The organism is Pseudomonas rhizoryzae (genome assembly GCF_005250615.1).
Classification (GTDB): Bacteria; Pseudomonadota; Gammaproteobacteria; order Pseudomonadales; family Pseudomonadaceae; genus Chryseomonas; species Chryseomonas rhizoryzae.
The window spans coordinates 69,305-85,841 of record NZ_SULM01000008.1 but is presented as its reverse complement, the minus strand read 5'-3'; the positions used below and the strand labels follow the sequence as shown (position 1 = coordinate 85,841).

9 protein-coding genes are annotated in these 16,537 nt (G+C 63.4%); 3 read left to right on the top strand and 6 right to left on the bottom strand.

Annotated features, from left to right (window positions below; genetic code table 11):
• Nucleotides 1-61 precede the first annotated feature (61 nt).
• The 3 genes from FAZ11_RS14415 to FAZ11_RS14405 are packed head-to-tail and all read right to left on the bottom strand — an operon-like array spanning nucleotide 62 to nucleotide 6,340.
• Nucleotides 62-1,738, bottom strand: a complete 1,677-nt coding sequence (locus tag FAZ11_RS14415) for a DUF6311 domain-containing protein (protein ID WP_058772080.1) — start codon at nucleotides 1,736-1,738, stop codon at nucleotides 62-64.
• 43 nt (nucleotides 1,739-1,781) lie between these two features.
• Nucleotides 1,782-5,015, bottom strand: a complete 3,234-nt coding sequence (locus FAZ11_RS14410) for a glycosyltransferase family 4 protein (RefSeq protein ID WP_240043632.1) — start codon at nucleotides 5,013-5,015, stop codon at nucleotides 1,782-1,784.
• On the bottom strand, nucleotides 5,012-6,340 hold the full coding sequence (locus FAZ11_RS14405; protein WP_058772079.1) for a coiled-coil domain-containing protein: 1,329 nt from the start codon (nucleotides 6,338-6,340) through the stop codon (nucleotides 5,012-5,014). The genes FAZ11_RS14410 and FAZ11_RS14405 overlap by 4 nt, the downstream gene beginning before the upstream one ends.
• Nucleotides 6,341-6,667: 327 nt before the next feature.
• Here FAZ11_RS14405 and FAZ11_RS14400 point away from each other — a divergent pair, with 327 nt between their 5' ends.
• Together FAZ11_RS14400 and FAZ11_RS14395 are read left to right on the top strand one after the other, a co-directional pair.
• Complete coding sequence (locus tag FAZ11_RS14400) at nucleotides 6,668-8,107, top strand: cellulase family glycosylhydrolase (protein WP_137279520.1); 1,440 nt, start codon at nucleotides 6,668-6,670, stop codon at nucleotides 8,105-8,107.
• Between the two features lie 152 nt (nucleotides 8,108-8,259).
• Complete coding sequence (locus FAZ11_RS14395; protein ID WP_137279521.1) at nucleotides 8,260-8,544, top strand: DUF3509 domain-containing protein; 285 nt, start codon at nucleotides 8,260-8,262, stop codon at nucleotides 8,542-8,544.
• A gap of 50 nt (nucleotides 8,545-8,594) precedes the next feature.
• Here FAZ11_RS14395 and FAZ11_RS14390 read toward each other — a convergent pair whose 3' ends face one another.
• Entirely contained in the window at nucleotides 8,595-9,851 is a 1,257-nt protein-coding gene (locus FAZ11_RS14390; RefSeq protein WP_137279522.1) for a DUF4214 domain-containing protein, read from the bottom strand.
• Between the two features lie 789 nt (nucleotides 9,852-10,640).
• Nucleotides 10,641-12,326, bottom strand: a complete 1,686-nt coding sequence (locus tag FAZ11_RS14385; protein WP_137279523.1) for a beta strand repeat-containing protein — start codon at nucleotides 12,324-12,326, stop codon at nucleotides 10,641-10,643.
• A 985-nt stretch (nucleotides 12,327-13,311) separates the two neighbouring features.
• Between FAZ11_RS14385 and FAZ11_RS14380 the strand changes: the two genes are divergently transcribed.
• Entirely contained in the window at nucleotides 13,312-15,165 is a 1,854-nt protein-coding gene (locus FAZ11_RS14380) for a DUF4214 domain-containing protein (protein ID WP_058772074.1), read from the top strand.
• Between the two features lie 80 nt (nucleotides 15,166-15,245).
• Here the strand turns inward: FAZ11_RS14380 and FAZ11_RS14375 are convergent, their stop codons facing one another.
• A complete protein-coding gene (locus FAZ11_RS14375; RefSeq protein ID WP_058772073.1) occupies nucleotides 15,246-16,535 on the bottom strand; it encodes a class I SAM-dependent methyltransferase in 1,290 nt (429 codons plus the stop codon).
• Nucleotides 16,536-16,537: the final 2 nt, after the last annotated feature.

The following is a 16,537-nucleotide window of genomic DNA, read 5'->3' as shown; positions in this document are numbered from 1 at the left end:
AGCTTTGCCAAGGTCCCTTGGAGCACCGAACACCAGCCATCCAGGCAGATGGCTAGTTACATCAAGACTTACCGATCATACACACGGTGCCTATGTCTTCCTCGTGACACCATTGAGCATAGTGCCCATGCATGGCTTGCTCGATGCGCTCGCGCGAGTAGGCGTTCTCGCTACGGCCGAACACGAACAACTGGCCAGGATGTAGCGGCTGGTCCAGCACCGCTGCCTTGACCGAGCAGTCGCCGACCACCCGGGCGATGAAGCCGGTATTCAGCGGCACGGCGTGCAAGGCGGTGAAGTACTGCAGGAACAGGGCGTCGAAAGGCTTGCCGCCACAGCCATAGTTGGGCAGCAGATACACCTCGCGAGCCGCCGCCACGCGGGCATCCCACAGCGTGCGGTCATAGTCGAAATGCGGCTGACGGTTGGCCGCCTCGACCAGATAGCCGCGGTGATGACGGGTATCGGCGTACTGGACGACGATCAGCGCCAGCAGCGCCACGCGCCAGCCCGGATGGGCGCGAGTGAGATAGAACCCCAGTGCCAGGATCAACAGGCCATAGCCCACCGGCCAGAAGAAGCGTCCCGAACCCCGAAAGATCCGCGCCAGTTGCTCGACGCCGGGTAGCAAGGGGTACTCGAAGAGCACCGTCCCGCCCAGGTAGACGCGATTGGACAGCGCATAGAGGGTCAGCCCGACGAACACCAGGAGCATGACCCAGTGCCGCCGGCATTGCCCGAGCAGCCAACGCGGCGCCAGCAGCAGGATACTCAGGAGCATCGCCAGCAGTCCTACCCCCAGGTAGTTATGGCCATCGATCTGCAGGCCGGTGGCATCCAGGATCAAGCCCTTGGACGGCAGGAAGACGCTCGGTGCCAACTGGGTGCCTAGCAGCGGCGACAGGAGATTCATCGAAGACTCGATGTAGCCCACCTCGGCCGGCGGCAGACCCTGACGCACGCTCAGATAACCGATCACATAGAGCAGCAGAGCGATCAGCGGCAACGGGCTGAGCAAACCGACCAATACCTGGGACCAGCGCGCCGTGCGCTGCAAGCCCTGGCTCAGCCAGGCGGCGATGTACAGCGGATAGAGCATGGCGATCAGATAGGGGTGGATGGTCGCCGCGAGCGCCAACAACAAGGTGCCATTGCGCCAGAAACGCTCTGGCGACTGCTGGCCCAGTTGCAGCCGGGCATAGCAGCCGAGCAGCAGGATCAGCAGGAACTGGGCGTTCAGTGCCGCATGGGGGATGCGAATCATCAAGGCCGGCATCATCAGCGCGAACAGGCAGCCGCCGAGCAGGGCCGCTGGCGTGCGCCCACGGAAGCTGGCGGCGGCATAGGCCCCGGCCATTCCCTGCAATACATAGCAGCCCAGGGTCCAGACGCCGAAATAGTGGCTGCCGGCCGGCAGCCACGGATAGATCAGCTTGAAGAATACCGCTGCCAGCGGAATGCTGTCGGTATAGGCCACCGACAGCCCCTCCGGGGCGTTCAGCAGCTGCGTGTAGAGCAGCGGGAAGCGCCAGCGATCCTGGACGAAGGCCCACATCCCGGTGATGTGCTGGGTGGGATCGGTGCGGTTATCGAAGAAGAAGCCCGAATGACCGGTGAGAAAGTCCAGCGGGAAGATCCGCGCCACGTACAAGACGCCCAGCAGCAAGGCGAGCCCGTAGTAGAGGGTACGGCCCAGCGGTCGATCGAGAACGGCCAGGCGGCCGGTATAGACGTTCATGTCTGCTCCCATGGGCGCGAAAGGCCCACACCTTCATCCGTTGCTAGGGATTGTCCTGATAGCCCAGGGCGGTGAATAGCCCGCTGACCCGGCTCGAAATGGCTGGCCAGGCATGGCTTTCCAGCCAGGCGCCTTGGCGCGCCGGGCGCGGCGTGAGCAACTGCTCGCGCAACCCGGCAGCGATGGCCTGGGCATCGGTGCCGGGCAGGCGGTACACGGCTTCGTCCACGTCCTCGAAGATGTCCAGCGGCGTACAGAGTACCGGCTTGTTGGCGAGCAAACCCCAACGTACCGCGGCGCTGGAAGACTCCTGGGTGTGCTGGTAAGGAAAAACCACCACCTCGGCCAGACTGAGCCAGGCCAGGGATTCACGGTCGTCGAGGAAGCGGTCGATCAGCCGAGCACGCTCGCTCAGCCCCAGGTCAGCGATACGCTGGCGACACTCGGCCGCCAAGGCGGCGCTCTCGGGTACCGGATACTGGGCGTTCACCAGTAGCAGGTAGAGGCTGTCGTCCAGCGCCGCAACCTCGGCGAAGGCCTCGATCAACTGCAGGATGCCCTTGGGCGGCAGCAGGAAGCCGTAGCTGGCCACCACACGCCGCCCTTCCAGATCCGCGGCCTCCGCGGGCAAGGCAAGTGCCTTGGGTGGTGGCATCACGCCATGGGGGAACAGCATCAGGTTGTCGGCCAGGCCGAAAGCCTTGAGGCGATTAAGGTCATGGCTACTATGCACCAGCAGCCGACTGCACTCGCTCAGTGCCAGGCGTAATTGCCTCAGGCTGCGATGATCGCCCGGCCGATCCAGGTCGGCCGTGGAGTGAAAGGTCACCAGGGTGCGGATGCCGCGGCGATGCGCCTCGTTGAGCAGGCGCGCGAAGGGCAGCAGGCCGAAGAAACCGAAGTTGAACTGGATCAGCAGGATGTCCACCCGCTGCCGCTCGATGGCTTGCAGCAACTCGGCGAGGGCGTCGTGCCCCCCTTGCTCCCACACGCGGCGCACCTGGGTCTGGTCAGGATTGATCAGCTCGACATGGCGATTGGCGAAAACCAGGGTCGCCGCCAGCGGACCGGCGATCAGCTGCTGGCTGTAGCCGGCGATACCGCAGGCACTGTTCCAGGTGGTGACGGTCCCGACCACGGGCTGCGGCTTGAGTGCGGGACCCGCCGCGACGCGGCGCAGCGCTTCGCGGGTGCGTTCGGCCACCGCGTCCCAGGTGTACTCGGCGCGGATCAGCCGCGCGGCGCGGGTCCGGCGAGCGTGGGTGAAGGCTTCCCAGGCCCCCTCGCGGCGCGCCTGCAGGAAGTCGCGCAACAAGCGGGCAAGGTGTTCGCCGTCGGGCTCAGCCCAGAGCGAGCCCGATAGCTGCATGTGGGTGCGGGCCCTGACGAAGCGATAGTCGATCAGCCAGCTGGTGTCGGGGGTACAGAAGTCGCGCTGGCCACCATGACCGGTGGTGATCACCGCACAGTCGTGCAGCATCGCCTCCGCCAGCGGCAGGCCGAAGCCCTCCCCACGGCTCGGCGCCACCAGCACGTCAGCCCATTCGTACAACGCGCGAACCGCACCTTCGGACACGTCCTGGTTGATCAGCTCCACGGCAGGCGCCGCCGGATAACGGCTGCGCCAGGCCGCTAGGTCCTGTTCGATGTCGTGGTGCGGATTGGGGAAGGTCTTGAGCAGCAGGACTACGTCGTCAGCCGCACTGAACGCCTGGGCATAGGCTTCCAGCAAGACGTCGGCGCCCTTGCGTGGAAAACAGGACGACAGGTGCAGCAGCTTGAGGGTGGTCGCCGAGCCGGGCAGCGCGATGGGCAGCGCCGCGGCGTCCACCGGGGTCCGCAGCACATGGTCGACCCCTAGGCCAACGGTGACCACCGGTACATCGACGCCATTGTCCTGCAAGACGCGGGTGACATAGGCGGACATGCTGGTGATCAGATCCAGCTGGCGATTGAAGCCGACCACCGCCTCGGCGGGCAGCAGCGATTCCTCCCAGCCGTAGCAGGACAGCACGTTCAGCTGCCCCTCCATGTCGCTCACCCGGGGCGGATAGAGCAGCCGCAACACGGCAGCCGCCGGCTCGTCCGCACGGCTCAGGGCCTGGCCGAGATCGGGATGGGTGGCGAGGAAGTCATCCGCTACGGCGATGGGCCCTGGTCCTTCGGTGAACCTCAGGCCGAGCCGGGCACCGCTACGCTCCAGGGCAGCGGCCAGTTCGCGATTGACCAGCGCCAGGCTGTAGCTGCCGGCGAAGGGACCTTCCAGGCGGATATCCACGCGCGGCGGCGTCAGGGCGGGCAGGCTCAGGCCACGTGCGGCGAATAGCCCCTGTAGCCAGTCGTGCAGACCGCTCAAGGTTCGCCGACGCGCCTGCGCCAGGGTGCGTTGACGCAGCCGCGTACGCAGCGTGGGATTGTCCATCAGCCGGGCCAGGCAATCTGCAGTGGCCACCGGTGCGGTGCCCGCGAGACGTTCGTAGCCGTCACCGAGGACTTCCAGGGCCGCGCGGCTCTGCGGATGAGCCACCAGCGGAATGCCCAGGGCCAGCAGCCGGAGCAACCAAGCAGGGTCCGGTGCCGGGTCCAGGCTGAAGGCCAGGTCGGCGACCGGCAGTGGGTCGGCAGCGGCCAGCGCCAGCAGGCTTACCTCGGTGCCCAGGGTAGCCGTGTCCAGGCTGGCACCGGGCAGGGCATCGCCATAGAGGCACAGCCGCCAGGGTCGGGCGGTGCTCGCCGCAGCGAGGCGCTGCAAGGCCTGGCGGGCCTCTTCGTGGACGGCGTCCTGGACATGCATCAACAGGGTGAAGGGGCGCGGCCGGTCGAAGTCCGGTGGGACGGGTACCGGTGGCAGTTGGGGAAGATAGCGGATCGGCAAGGTGATATCGGCAGCGAATAACCACTCGCGCAGCTCCGGTCGCAGCACGACGATGCCGGCGAGGGCCGGTTGCTCGCGGCACCAGCGCCGTAACGTGCTCAGCTCGGGAGCGGCGTCCAGCACAAGCACCAATTGGCCCCGCGTGCAACGCAGGCGTCGGCGCAAGGTGGCGTCCGGCAGACCGAACAGCACCAGCAGGCTATCCGCGGTGAGGGGCAGCTCTGCCTCCGGACCACGCTCTGCCTGCCACTCAGGCGGTACCTCGCCCAGGACCTCGCTGCGCAATCCGGCCTGGCGCGCCAGCTGGCGCCAATTCAGCAGCTCCTGCCAGGCCAGGTCTAGACTAGGTTGCGCCAGATGGAAGTCCAGCCGCTGCAGCGGCGCTTGCCGTTCGCCCGTCATAGGGCCGCTCGATAACCGATGACCGCATAGGGTTGCCAGTGCGGCGCCGCGGGATCCGCTGCGGCGTGGCAGGCCGGTGGCGTTTCCACCACGACCCGGGTGAAGCCCTTGTACTCATAGAGGAAGGCCAGCAGCGCGGGCGGCAGCGGGCGGCCATGGCGTGGATCGATCCAGAAGGCGCTAGCACCGTCGGTTGCGCCCGGGTCCATGGCCTGCAGCAGCAGCAGGCCGCCGGGCGCCAGCACCCGCTGCGCCTCGTCCAGCAGCAGGGACAGCCGCGCCGGTTCGAGACGGTCGGCCAACAGCCGCGAACAGAGGGCGCCCAGACTGCCATCGGCCTGCTGCTGCAGCCAGGCAAGGCTGTCCTGGCAAACCACTGCGAGGCCCCGCTCTGCCGCCAGCGCGGCCGGCGCGGCCAGGCTTTCCACACCCTGGACCTTGAAGGCGGCTGGCAAGCTGGCCAACCACTCACCAGCGCCGCATTCCAACTCGACCAGCGGCAGCCCTTCGCGGAGTGCCCTGCACTCCTTGAGCAGCGGCAGATAGTGGCCGTGCAGCCCCTGCGCTGCCTGGGCATCCAAGGCAAAACGCTCATCCAGAGCAAGCAGCAGACCCGCCGGTAGATTCGCGACCTGCGACTCCCCCGCCACCGGAACTGCTGGCGCCGCCGTTTCCAGCAGACTCAGACGCCGGCGCAGATCCTGGGCAATCTGCCGTTGTTCGGCCAGTTCGGCCTGCAGGTCGGGCAGCGTCTGCTCCAGCTCACCCAGACGCGCTTCGGGCGCCTGATCCTGCAAGATCTGCCAGCGGTGCTGATGCCACTCCAGCAGATTGCTCTGCTGCTGCAGCAGGATCGCCTGTAACGCCAGTTGGTTCTGCCAGCGGTAGTAGCGGGCGTTGTCGCGCTGCTGCCGCGCGGGCAGGCCGACGATCTCAAGCATGAGCGCCAGCAAACGGCCGAGGACGGGCACCCGCCGCACCTTGCGCTTGAGCAGGGCGCGCCGCAACCCGGGCGCTGGTGCGGCGTGGCGTTGGCCTTCAGGACTGACCTGGATGGCGGCGAGCAGGTCGTAGCGATCCTCCCCCCCGCGCAGGCGGGACAGGTAATGGTCCAGCCGCTCCGGCTCGATGGGATGGCCCGTCAGGTAGCGATAGGCGGCCCGTATCAGGGCCTCGTCGTCCAGATCGGCCAGGGCTTCCCAGCTCACCTCGGCCGGCTCGGCGGCCGGCTGCAGCGCGCGGGTGCGCTGGCGGATGTCTTCGATCAGGGTGGCGACATGCACATCGAGGCGGGAAAGATCCAGGTCGGGGCCAGCGGTAGACATCGAAAGAGCGCTCGGTCGGACAGGGGGATGATGGCCAGGCCATCGCCAGAAGACGGCAAGGATACCCGCTCAAGCGCCCAGGATGAACGCCCGCGCCGTTCCCGGTGCTGGACGCCTCGTCGGGACACTGACGATTGGCCGTCAAGAAACGCCGGACAGCGCCGATGCAGCTGGGGATGACGAATCGCCCAGGCCCTGGCACAGGAGTTGAAAAGGGCCGGTACGCGTCAAGAAAGCGCCAAACCTTGGCTGAGGACAGTCGCCAGAATCCAGTAGTCGGCAGGCCGGGCAGGAGCCCGGCGGGCAGCAAAATCCTCCGGTACCTCCATGACCCTTCGCAAGACGTTCGCCGCCTTGGGCGGCCTCCTGACCCTGACCACCCTGCTGGGCGTCGCCCCGGCTGCGCGCGCCGTCGAACTGGTCGGCCTCAACCTATCCGGTGCCGGCTTCGCCAGCCAGGTACTGCCCGGCCTCAACGAGCGCAACTACATCTTCCCGGTGGAAGCCTACTTCCAGCAGTGGCGGGCACGGGGCGTCAAGCTGATCCGCTTCCCGATCATCTGGGAACGGCTGCAACCCACCCTGGGCGGCGCCTTCGACCCGACCTATGCCGCGCTCATCGACCGTACCTTTGGCTACGCGCAGAACAATGGCATGCAGATCATCCTCGACCTGCACAACTACATGAGGTACCGCGGCACGGTGATCGGCACCGGCAGCGTAACCTATGGTCATTACCAGGATGTCTTGACCCGCATCGCCCAGCGCTGGAGCAGCCAGGCCTCGCTCTATGGCTACGACATCATGAACGAGCCCCACGATGCCACCGCCCAGTGGCCCATCGCCGCCCAATACGGCATCAATGGCGTGCGCAGCGTGGACAACGTGCGACCCATCTTCATCGAGGGAAACGGCTGGGCCGAAGCCACGCGCTGGCCGCAGTGGAACGACGTGCTGCTGGGTCTGCAGGACCCGGCCAACAACCTGATCTTCGAAGCCCATACCTATTTCGACGGTGACGGCGGTGGCGGCAACTATGCCAACACCAGTGCCGCTGCCTACCCGGACGACTATGGTGTACAGCGGGTGCGGCCCTTCGTGGAATGGCTGAAAAAGAACGGCAAACGCGGCTTCATCGGCGAATTCGGCGTGCCCGACAGCGATCCGCGCTGGAACGTGATCATGGACAACGTGCTCGCCTACCTAAAGCAGAACTGCATCCCGGCCACCTACTGGGCCGCAGGCCCCGGTTGGGCCAACTACAACCTGTCGGTGGAACCGGTGAACGGCCAAACGCGCCCGCAATGGCCGACCCTGGCCAAGTATCTGGACAGCAACAGTTGCAGTGGCTTCGGCCCCGGCGCGCAAACGGCCAAGACCGCCAGCCAAGCGGATCTCAATGGCATCCAGCAGCTGTACCTGGCCTATATGGGCCGCGCCTCGGATCTGGCCGGCCTACAGTACTGGGCCAACCGGGTGGCATCCGGCGAGATGAACGTGGCCCAGATCGCCGCCAGCTTCACCGAAAGCCCCGAGTACCGCGGCCAGTACCAAGGCCTGGACAACGCGGCGCTGGTCAGCAAGGTCTACACCAACGTCATCGGCCGCAGCGCCGAGCCGGCGGGGCTCAGCTACTGGGTCGGCGAGCTGAACAACGGCAACGTCAAGCCACAGACCCTGGTCCTGGCCATGGTGCGCGGCCTGGGCGATAGCGACCGAACCAACTTCGACGCCCGCACCTCGGCGGCCTTCAACAATATGAAGTGAGGTTTCTTCCATAGCGGCATGGACGCCGCGAGCGGAAAGCGGCAGGCGCAGCAGCGCGCGACAGGCAACCGGTAGCGCCGGCTGAACCTTTGCCCGGCGCTGGGGCTCTACCCTTTCCCCGTTGCACGCCGCTGATTCAAGGAGGATCCCGCATGCAAGACGCCATCGAGCGCCTGGTCACCGCCCTCGAACCCCACCACTGCCAGGTCACTCAGCGCCCCGCCGACCATAGCCTGCTGCTCACCGTCGAGGACAGCCAGGGCGGCAATTCCATGACCAAGGTCATCCCGCTGGCCGAATTGAGTTGCGAAGAGCGCCTGGCCACGGTCATCAAAGACGTGCGCCGCGATCTGGCCAACTGTGGTGGCTCCCTGGACGCCGCCTGCACCTCGGATCTGCAACGACGCGGCGCCCGTATCCGGCGTTACGGCGACTAGGCATCGCGAAGCTGCATTCGGGCAATGCCTGAGTGCAGCAGGCCTGAGACTCACACCTGGTACTCGATCCCCTGGGCGATCTGCCCAGACACCAGGACGCGATTTTCCGCCGACTCAGACAGACTGGCGAGCAAGCCCGCCGCATCCAGCGCGCCGCTCTGCAACTGCGAAGTCCAGTAATCCAGCCCGGCCTGCTCCGCGGTACGACCCAGCACATGGCCGTAGAGGCTGGCAACCAGCGCTTGTGGGGCGGGCGCGTTGCCGTTGAGCGCCTTGAACTCGGAACTCGCGACGAACCCCGCAGCTACCTCGTACAGGCTGGCACCCGCATCCATCTTTCCGAGCCAATACCCCAGGCCGCTCTTGTCCGGCGTACGGTCGAAGGCCGCCTGGTAGAGTCGATAGGCCTGGCCCGCTACACCCTCGGTATCCAGCGCCAGGCTGCGATCACTGAAATGCACCCGCTCGACGTTCTGCAAGTAGACCGCGCCGAAATTGCCACCGTCCTTGTTGTAAAGCACCGAGGTCTGCCCGGACGTTATGGATACGCCCTTGTAGGGGGCGTTGATCGTCAGCTCATCATGCCCCGTCAGCCCGTTTACCAGCGGTGCATAAGGGCCGGCGTAACCGCGCCAGTCGAAGCTGATGGCGTCGTTGAAATGGCTGCCATAATTGGTGCCTTGGCTCACCGTCAACTGGGTAGGAACGACAGGGTTCCCTGGCGCTCCGTACAGGTACTGCAGCGTCAATATATCGAAGGCGCCAAGATGCTGAGCGCCCCCTGTGTTGTAGGCCATGGCCGTGTTGGATGCAGTGGCCAGCGCAATGGGCAGATAGGGCCCTTTATCGTATTGGCTGTATTCCCCAGGATGCTTGAGACCCAATGCATGTCCGGTTTCGTGTACCAGCAGCTGAGCGCCTGCGCGACTGCTGAGATTGGCGACTTCGGGTACCGTCCAGTTGAACCACACCACGCTGCCGCCATCGCGGGTATAGGATTCCGCCTTGAAATCAGGCGACTTAGGCACACCAGGGCGCCCGGAATAGAGGCCATACTGCAATAAACCGCCCTGCGCCACCTCCTGAAAGGTCACGCCGATCTGACTGGAGATCTCTTTGAGCATTGACCGTACTGCAGCCTGCTGCCCCGCATCGAGCATTCGAAAATCTTCTACTTGGTAATCACTCGGCCCCTGACGAAGGAAGCTGTAACTGATCACCGCGCCCGTACCGGGCTGGTGGTTATAGGCCAGACTGCTACGCCCTAGCTCCAGCAGCGCGTCTATTCGAATGTCCCCAGTAGCCATTGTCGTCCCTCCCTGGAGTAGCTGCCCTTATGGCGGCCACCGCTAAGCCTGCCTGTATACCAAGCTGGCCGAAGAAACGATACGGAGATCACATTTTGACAGACAAAAGAAAAGGCCGCGCCGCGTCCGGGTTGGCCTCTAGGAGATGCAAGGAAGGTCAAGGGCTCTTGGGCACCTCGTTATCGGCGATAGGAAACCGAAAATTGGTCATGCGTTCAATCCGAAAACGTCGCCCATGCAAAGGTTTGCTATCGATTTAACGAATTTATTAAAAACTGAGGGCTAAGAGATTAAATTGCAATGACACCCGACGAAATGCGGGACGTTGTCAATCGTCAGGATGCCGCAGCTGGAGGGCTGCAGTCCGCAGCTGGCGCGGCTTTGAAGCGGATGATGCTCAGGTTTCTCGCAACATTGGGAAAGCATTCAGCATCGCAAGATTTTTGCTGCCATCGTGCTTGCTCAAGGCTTGGATCAACCATGGCCGTGCAGGCTAACGGTAGCCTGGCCTTTTACCTTGGCCCTGATTTGATGCCTAGGCGCAATGAAGCGAAACCGAAGATGCACTTGGGTGACTGCTATCGCTGTCAGCGCAAAATTGGATGGATGACTTTCTCGGGCACATAAAACCCAAAAACTGCATGGTCTATCGACTGTACATCCTTTCTAACAGGCGATGTAAGATTTGCATTGTGGACAAAACGGTAGAGTGAATTTTTAGACGCCTTTCCTTTTATGGGGCAAAAAAAACGGAGAGCCGAAGCTCTCCGTTTTTCGAACCAATCAGCGTTAGCCGATGGTCAGGTTGGTGCCTTGAGTCAGAGTGCCAGTGAAACCGGTCAGCTCGATCAGGCCGTCGCCAGAGTTCAGGCTACCACCAGCGGAAGCGTCGAGCGCTACGTAGGTGTTGCCGCCGAAGGCGAAGGAGGTAGCGGTGGCGTTAGCGTTGTTACCGTGAGCAGCCTGGATAGCAGCGTTAGCAGCTTCAGCCAGCGAAGCAGAACCACTCACGTTAGCAGCTTGGGTGTTGTTCAACACGGTGTAGACGCTGTTAGCAACCAGATGCAGTACGTCACCGGTAGCGCTGAAGTCCGTGACCTTAACGGTATTGGCGGCCAGGCTGGCATTGGCGGCAGTGATGCCGGCAGCGCTACCCAGGTTTACAGTACCAACGTTGGTCAGGGTATTCAGGTTCACGGTGTCGTTGCCGGCACCCAGAGTGATCTGCAGGCCATGAGTAGCGGTAGCCGAGCTGAAAGCATCAACGACGTTGATGATATCGTTGCCGTCGCCAGCATTGATGGTCAGCACAGCAGCGCTGGTGGAGGTAACGTTGGCAGTAATGGTGTCAACGCCAGCACCGCCATTGATGGTCAGAGCAGCAGTACCAACGGTAGCGCCAATGGTATCGTTGCCAGCACCGGAATTAACGGTCTGAGCAACAGCATTGGTAGCAGTGGTGGCAACGGTCAGAACGTCAGCGCCCGAGCCAGTGGTCACATTAGCCAGATTGGCCAGGCCAGTGCTGTTAATAGTCAGACCAGTGGTGGAGTTGGCGCCATCAATGGTGGTCAAAGAAGTCAGACCGGAAACGTCGAAACCGGTGGAGGTGTTGGCCACAGCGGAGTCGGAAACGTTCAGGTGCAGAGTGTTGACGATCTTGGTGCTGGACGCCTCGGTCAGAGTGAGCACAGCATTCCCAGCGGTACCGCCAGTAGCGACGCCACTGGTGCCGGACAGGGTCAGGTCAGTAGCTTTGTTAGCGGAGGCCAGGCTAACCGCGATCGGGTTAGTAGTACCGTTGGTTACGGTGCTCTGAACATTGTTCAGGCTGATAACGCCCGAAGTTGCATCCTTGAAGTTTGCACCACCAGAGATTGCAACACCGTTACCATCGGCAAACAGAGCGCCGTTAACGGCAACCTTGCTCTGATTGGCAACCTGAACAGCGACCTGCTGATAGAAGTTAGCAGCGGTGTTGGAGGTGCTGGCAGCCAAATAAGCCGACAGACTTTGAGTGGTAGCAGAACCAGTGTTCGAAACAGCGGTAATGATTTGAGCGCCGGTCAAAGCTGCCTTGGCATCCGAAGCGGTAGCCGTGGAGGACAGGTTGGCAGTAGCAGCAGTAGCAAACTGAGTTTTGCCGTCCAGCAGCAGACGATCGGTACCAGTGGCGCCGTTGGTCAGGGCCAGGGCCATACGATCAACAGTAATATCGGTGCTGTTCTGCCAGTAGGTCAGTTCGGTGCTGGAAGCGGTGCGACCAAACAGGTTCTGATACAGCTGGTTGATAGTTTGAGCACGAGTCAGGCCACCATAAACGCTGGTGTATTCGGGCTGCTGAGCGAAGGAGGCGCTAATCTGATCAACAGTGGCGTTGGTCTGGGAAGTCCAGTAAGCCAAACCAGCCGGCTCGGCAGGGCGACCGAAATAGGCCAGGTACAGACTTTCAACTTGGGTAGAGGTAACAGCCATTTCCTTGCATCTCCTAAGATTTGTCGAATTCGACTCCAGGCCTTCCGTCACTGGATGGGTGCCCGTCGGCCCCGGCCTGTCGCCTCACCCCAACTACTGGGGCGAAGCCCCCATGATGGGTTTCGTTTCGATGGCGACTTTGCCTAGAGGTTCACATCCTGGATGTGCAGCTCATCGACAAAGTGACGACATCGGCGGCAATCCTACACAGACCTTCGTGACGGGAACAAGCCTTTCTTCAGAGCCTTTCACGCTTTGCACAGAACGAAACCGCGTGACGAGACCTAGCGGGTCGACATGACGCCGTACGCGCTGTTAAAGAGACTCAAGTTCCGGATATGTCGGTATAGGCCGTGGAATCGCCGCTCAACGGACCCGAAACCGGGGATAAAAGCCATAAATCTGGCGCCACGGGTTTTTCCGCCAGCAGGCTGAACGAGACCATTCAATCCGCGTTTACGACCGCTTGCGATCAGAGCGGGATTAGCCGCTCAACCAATGGTCGTGCAGGGTTGCGGACGAACGGTCGTTCGAGCGCAAGGCCGGGACCACGAAAACCGCGCTATCCGCTCAAGGCTGGCCAGTTGCCGCCATTCGCAAGCGTCAACGTCATCGGCCAGCAGGCTATCGTGAGATAGACACCTATCTCGTGTTCGTGCGTATCCCTTGCTTGTCGTTCCGATCAGCTCTAGCCCAGCAGCCTCTTGCGCCTGTCTTTATAGATGAGCATCGCCTGGAGCTACCTCCAACGAAGCCGAGCCTGGCTAACCAGGCTATTTGTCAGTGCATATCCATGAGCTGATGGCCTTTCAATAGTGCACATCATCGATACCGTCGAAATAGACAACCCGGTCTTTACTAGAAAGTCTCGACTTCGTCAGCGTCGTTTCATTTCGCGCAATAATCATGAATCGTATGCCTATTTAGCCGTGATAGGTTTCACAGTCCCTGGGCTTTGCGCCCATATTTTAGAGGGATGGAAACGATGGCCGCTTCGGATTACACGAACCAAATACAACAAATCTATCTCGCCTACCTGGGTCGCCCTGCCGATCCGGCGGGCCTCGCCTACTGGGCCGATCAGGTCGACAGCCAGGGTGGTGATCTGTCGCTGGTGTTGTCGGGCTTTTCCGCTTCGGCAGAGTCCGCTGCCCTCTACGGCGAGATGAGTACCCAGCAAACCATCAGCGCCATCTACAGCACCCTGTTCAAGCGCGATGCCGACGATGCCGGTGTCGCCTACTGGCAGGAACAGCTCGAAAGTGGCGCCGTCGATCCGGCCCAGGCTGCCCTGGCCATTCTCCTGGGTGCCCAGGACAGCGACATCACCGCTGCCAATAACAAGCTCATCGCCGCCAATGCCTTTACCGCCAGCGTGGAAGCCAGTGGTGCCACGGGTTATAGCGAGGCCGACGCGCTCGCCGTAGGGCGTGACTTCCTGAACAGCATCGATGCCAGCGATGAATCCATCGCTGACCTCGATACGGCGGTCGCCGCTGCCGTGGCCCAGGCCACGGGGATGGATACCCCTACTACTCCCGAGCCAGAACCGACTCCGGCATTCACCGCTACGTTGGACGACAATGGCGCCGTCACCTTCACCAATGAAGGCACCAACCTGACGGCCACCGCGCAGAGCGGCGGCTTGCTCTTCAGCAGCGATGGCCCCTATGCCGGCACGGCGACGGTAACTGGCGCCATCACCAGCATTGCCGTACCGTCCGGCACCACCCTAAGGATCACCGGTGCCGATGCCGCCACCATCCAGTTCCCGGGCGAAGGCACCATTGCCCTGACCGATACCGGCGCCCTGACGGCAGCGGTGCTGGAGGACCTGGATAACGCCACCGCCGGCGTGCTCGATGCCTCGGGGGTCACCACCATTACCGAGGCGAGCGTCGATCAGGCCAAGGCATTGCTGAGCGCAGCCCCCACCGATCTGGTTCATGCGGGCAATGTTGCCGTCGAGCTGACCAGCACCAGCGCCAACGCTGCCGATCTGGTCGCTGTCGATGGCGCCACCACCGGCACGGTCAGCGCCAGCGCCCTGACCGCGCTCAGTGGCGGTCTAAGCGATGTCCAGAGCGTTCTGGAAGCCATCACCACGGGTACGGAGCTGGCGGCTGGCAATCTGAACAGCGTGACGCTGACCGACGCCATCACCAGCAGCGCGCTGGACAATGTGGTGCTGGCGAACGACACCACCCTGATCTTGGCAGACGTCACGGGTAACCAGTTGACGCTGGCGGACGGTACCCTAGGTGCAGGCAAGACCCTGACCGTCGATGCCTCCGCAGTCACCAGCGCGGTGACCATCGATGGTGCCGCTGAAACCGATGGGGCCTTGATCCTGAAGGGCGGCGCGGGTGGTAACAGCCTGAGCGGTGGCGCGGGCGCCGATACCCTGGTTGCGGGTGCCGGTGTGGACTCGCTGACTGGCAGCGCAGGGGTCGATAACTTCGTCTTTACCGCCAACAACCACTCGACGCTAAGCGCCCTGGATACCATCGCCGACTATCGGGCGGCGAACGGGGCCAATGCCGGGGCGCTGGACACCATCACCCTGGAGGGTATGCAGGTGGTGGCGTCCAATCAGAACACCGTGCAGGACCTGTCGAGCGAAGCGACCCTCACGGCAGCCCTAGACGCCGCTGCCAACGGTGCCACGACCGATAACGGCCTGAGCGTCTTTCTCTTCGGTGGCGATACCTATGCCTACGTGGAGAGCACCGGTAGCGGCACTACTTATACAGGGAGCGATACGCTGATCAAGCTGGCGGGGACGCCGTTCGCGGCCGGCACCAGCCTCGCCGACGTGGGTATCGCCGAGGTCGTCTAACGTCTCGGTAACGAAAAGCCCCTGCTCCAGAGGTGGAGCAGGGGCTTTTTCATGGATACCAAAAGAGCAGAGGCGCGCCGCTAGGGCCGCAACGCGATCACCGCATAGTCCTGCGGGCCATAGAACCAGCGGTCGCAGTGGCGGGCCACTTCGCTGTCTTCGTGCAGGCGGTGCTCGGGCTCCACGGCGTTGATCTTGTGGATCTCCACCTGGGCATAGCCCTTGAACTGCACCAGGAATTCGGTGAAGGCCGGCGGCAGCGGATGGATATGGGTGGGATCGGTCCAGAAGTAGTTGGCCGAGGTGACGATGTTTTCGGGGTTGGGCGTCTCGAAGAGAATCATGCCACCTGGCGCCAGGGCGTGCAGGCAGACGTCGAGCAGTTGGTTGAGCCGCTCGAAACCCAGGTGTTCGATGACGTGGAAGGCGGAGACGGCGCCGATACTGCCGGCCGGCTGGGCGGCCAGCCAGGCGATGGCGTCGGTGTGCTCGGCGGGCAGGCCACGGGCGCGGCACAGCTCGACATTGGTCGCGTTGAGGTCGATGCCCAGGCGCTGCACCTCGGGCGGTAGCAGTGCCAGCCACTCACCACGACCACAGCCGATGTCCACCAAGGGCAAGCCCTTGGCCAGCGCCGGGTTAGCGGCAATGGTGGGCAGGTAGTAGGACAGCCGGGCGTTGATGGTCTCGGCGCTGCCGCGGAAGCGGTCTTCGAAGGCCAGGTAGAAGCTATCGGGGACGGTGCCGCTGGGCAGGTTACTGGCAGGCGCTTCGGCAGTTTCCACCGTCGGGACGCTGGCATCGACCAAGTCCACCGATTGGGGTCTAGCACTACGCGGCGCGCTTTCCAGGGCGGTGAGGCGGGCGCGGAGTTCCTGGTTGAGGTTCTCGGCCAGGCGCAGGCGTTCGCGCAATTCGGCCAGGGCTGGATCGGGCGTGGCCTGCCGGGCGGCAAGCACCTGCTGTTCGGCGGTCAACACCCGGTGGCGCTGTTCCTGGCGCTGGATATGGGACTCCAGCCGCTCGTAGAGAGCCAGATGGCGAGCGGCCTCGCGCTGCTGGCGCTGGGCCGCCGGGCAGCGGCGGAGCAGGCCACCGAGCAGCGGCAACTGGCGGCAGCGCCTACGCAGGCGGGCCGCGCGCAGCCCCGCCACGGGGGCGCCGTGGACACGACCCTCAGCGGAGTCACGCAGACCGGCCAGCAGTTCAAGCTTGTCTTCACCGGCGCGCAGGCGCTGCAGATGATGCGCCAGCCCCTCGGAGTCTATCTCGCGACCCAGCAGATAGGGGTAGGCCGCGCGCAGCAGCGGCTCGCCCTCCAGGCTCAGCAGCGCGTACCAGGAGACGAGATCGGGACGGGAAGCGGACATGA

Bases quoted from the DNA above. Each gene is read 5' to 3' on its own strand.
- FAZ11_RS14385 (WP_137279523.1), bottom strand. From the start codon at position 12,326: ATGGCTGTTACCTCTACCCAAGTTGAAAGTCTGTACCTGGCCTATTTC.
- FAZ11_RS14405 (WP_058772079.1), bottom strand. From the start codon at position 6,340: ATGTCTACCGCTGGCCCCGACCTGGATCTTTCCCGCCTCGATGTGCAT.
- FAZ11_RS14375 (WP_058772073.1), bottom strand. From the start codon at position 16,535: ATGTCCGCTTCCCGTCCCGATCTCGTCTCCTGGTACGCGCTGCTGAGC.
- FAZ11_RS14415 (WP_058772080.1), bottom strand. From the start codon at position 1,738: ATGAACGTCTATACCGGCCGCCTGGCCGTTCTCGATCGACCGCTGGGC.
- FAZ11_RS14380 (WP_058772074.1), top strand. From the start codon at position 13,312: ATGGCCGCTTCGGATTACACGAACCAAATACAACAAATCTATCTCGCC.
- FAZ11_RS14395 (WP_137279521.1), top strand. From the start codon at position 8,260: ATGCAAGACGCCATCGAGCGCCTGGTCACCGCCCTCGAACCCCACCAC.
- FAZ11_RS14410 (WP_240043632.1), bottom strand. From the start codon at position 5,015: ATGACGGGCGAACGGCAAGCGCCGCTGCAGCGGCTGGACTTCCATCTG.
- FAZ11_RS14400 (WP_137279520.1), top strand. From the start codon at position 6,668: ATGACCCTTCGCAAGACGTTCGCCGCCTTGGGCGGCCTCCTGACCCTG.
- FAZ11_RS14390 (WP_137279522.1), bottom strand. From the start codon at position 9,851: ATGGCTACTGGGGACATTCGAATAGACGCGCTGCTGGAGCTAGGGCGT.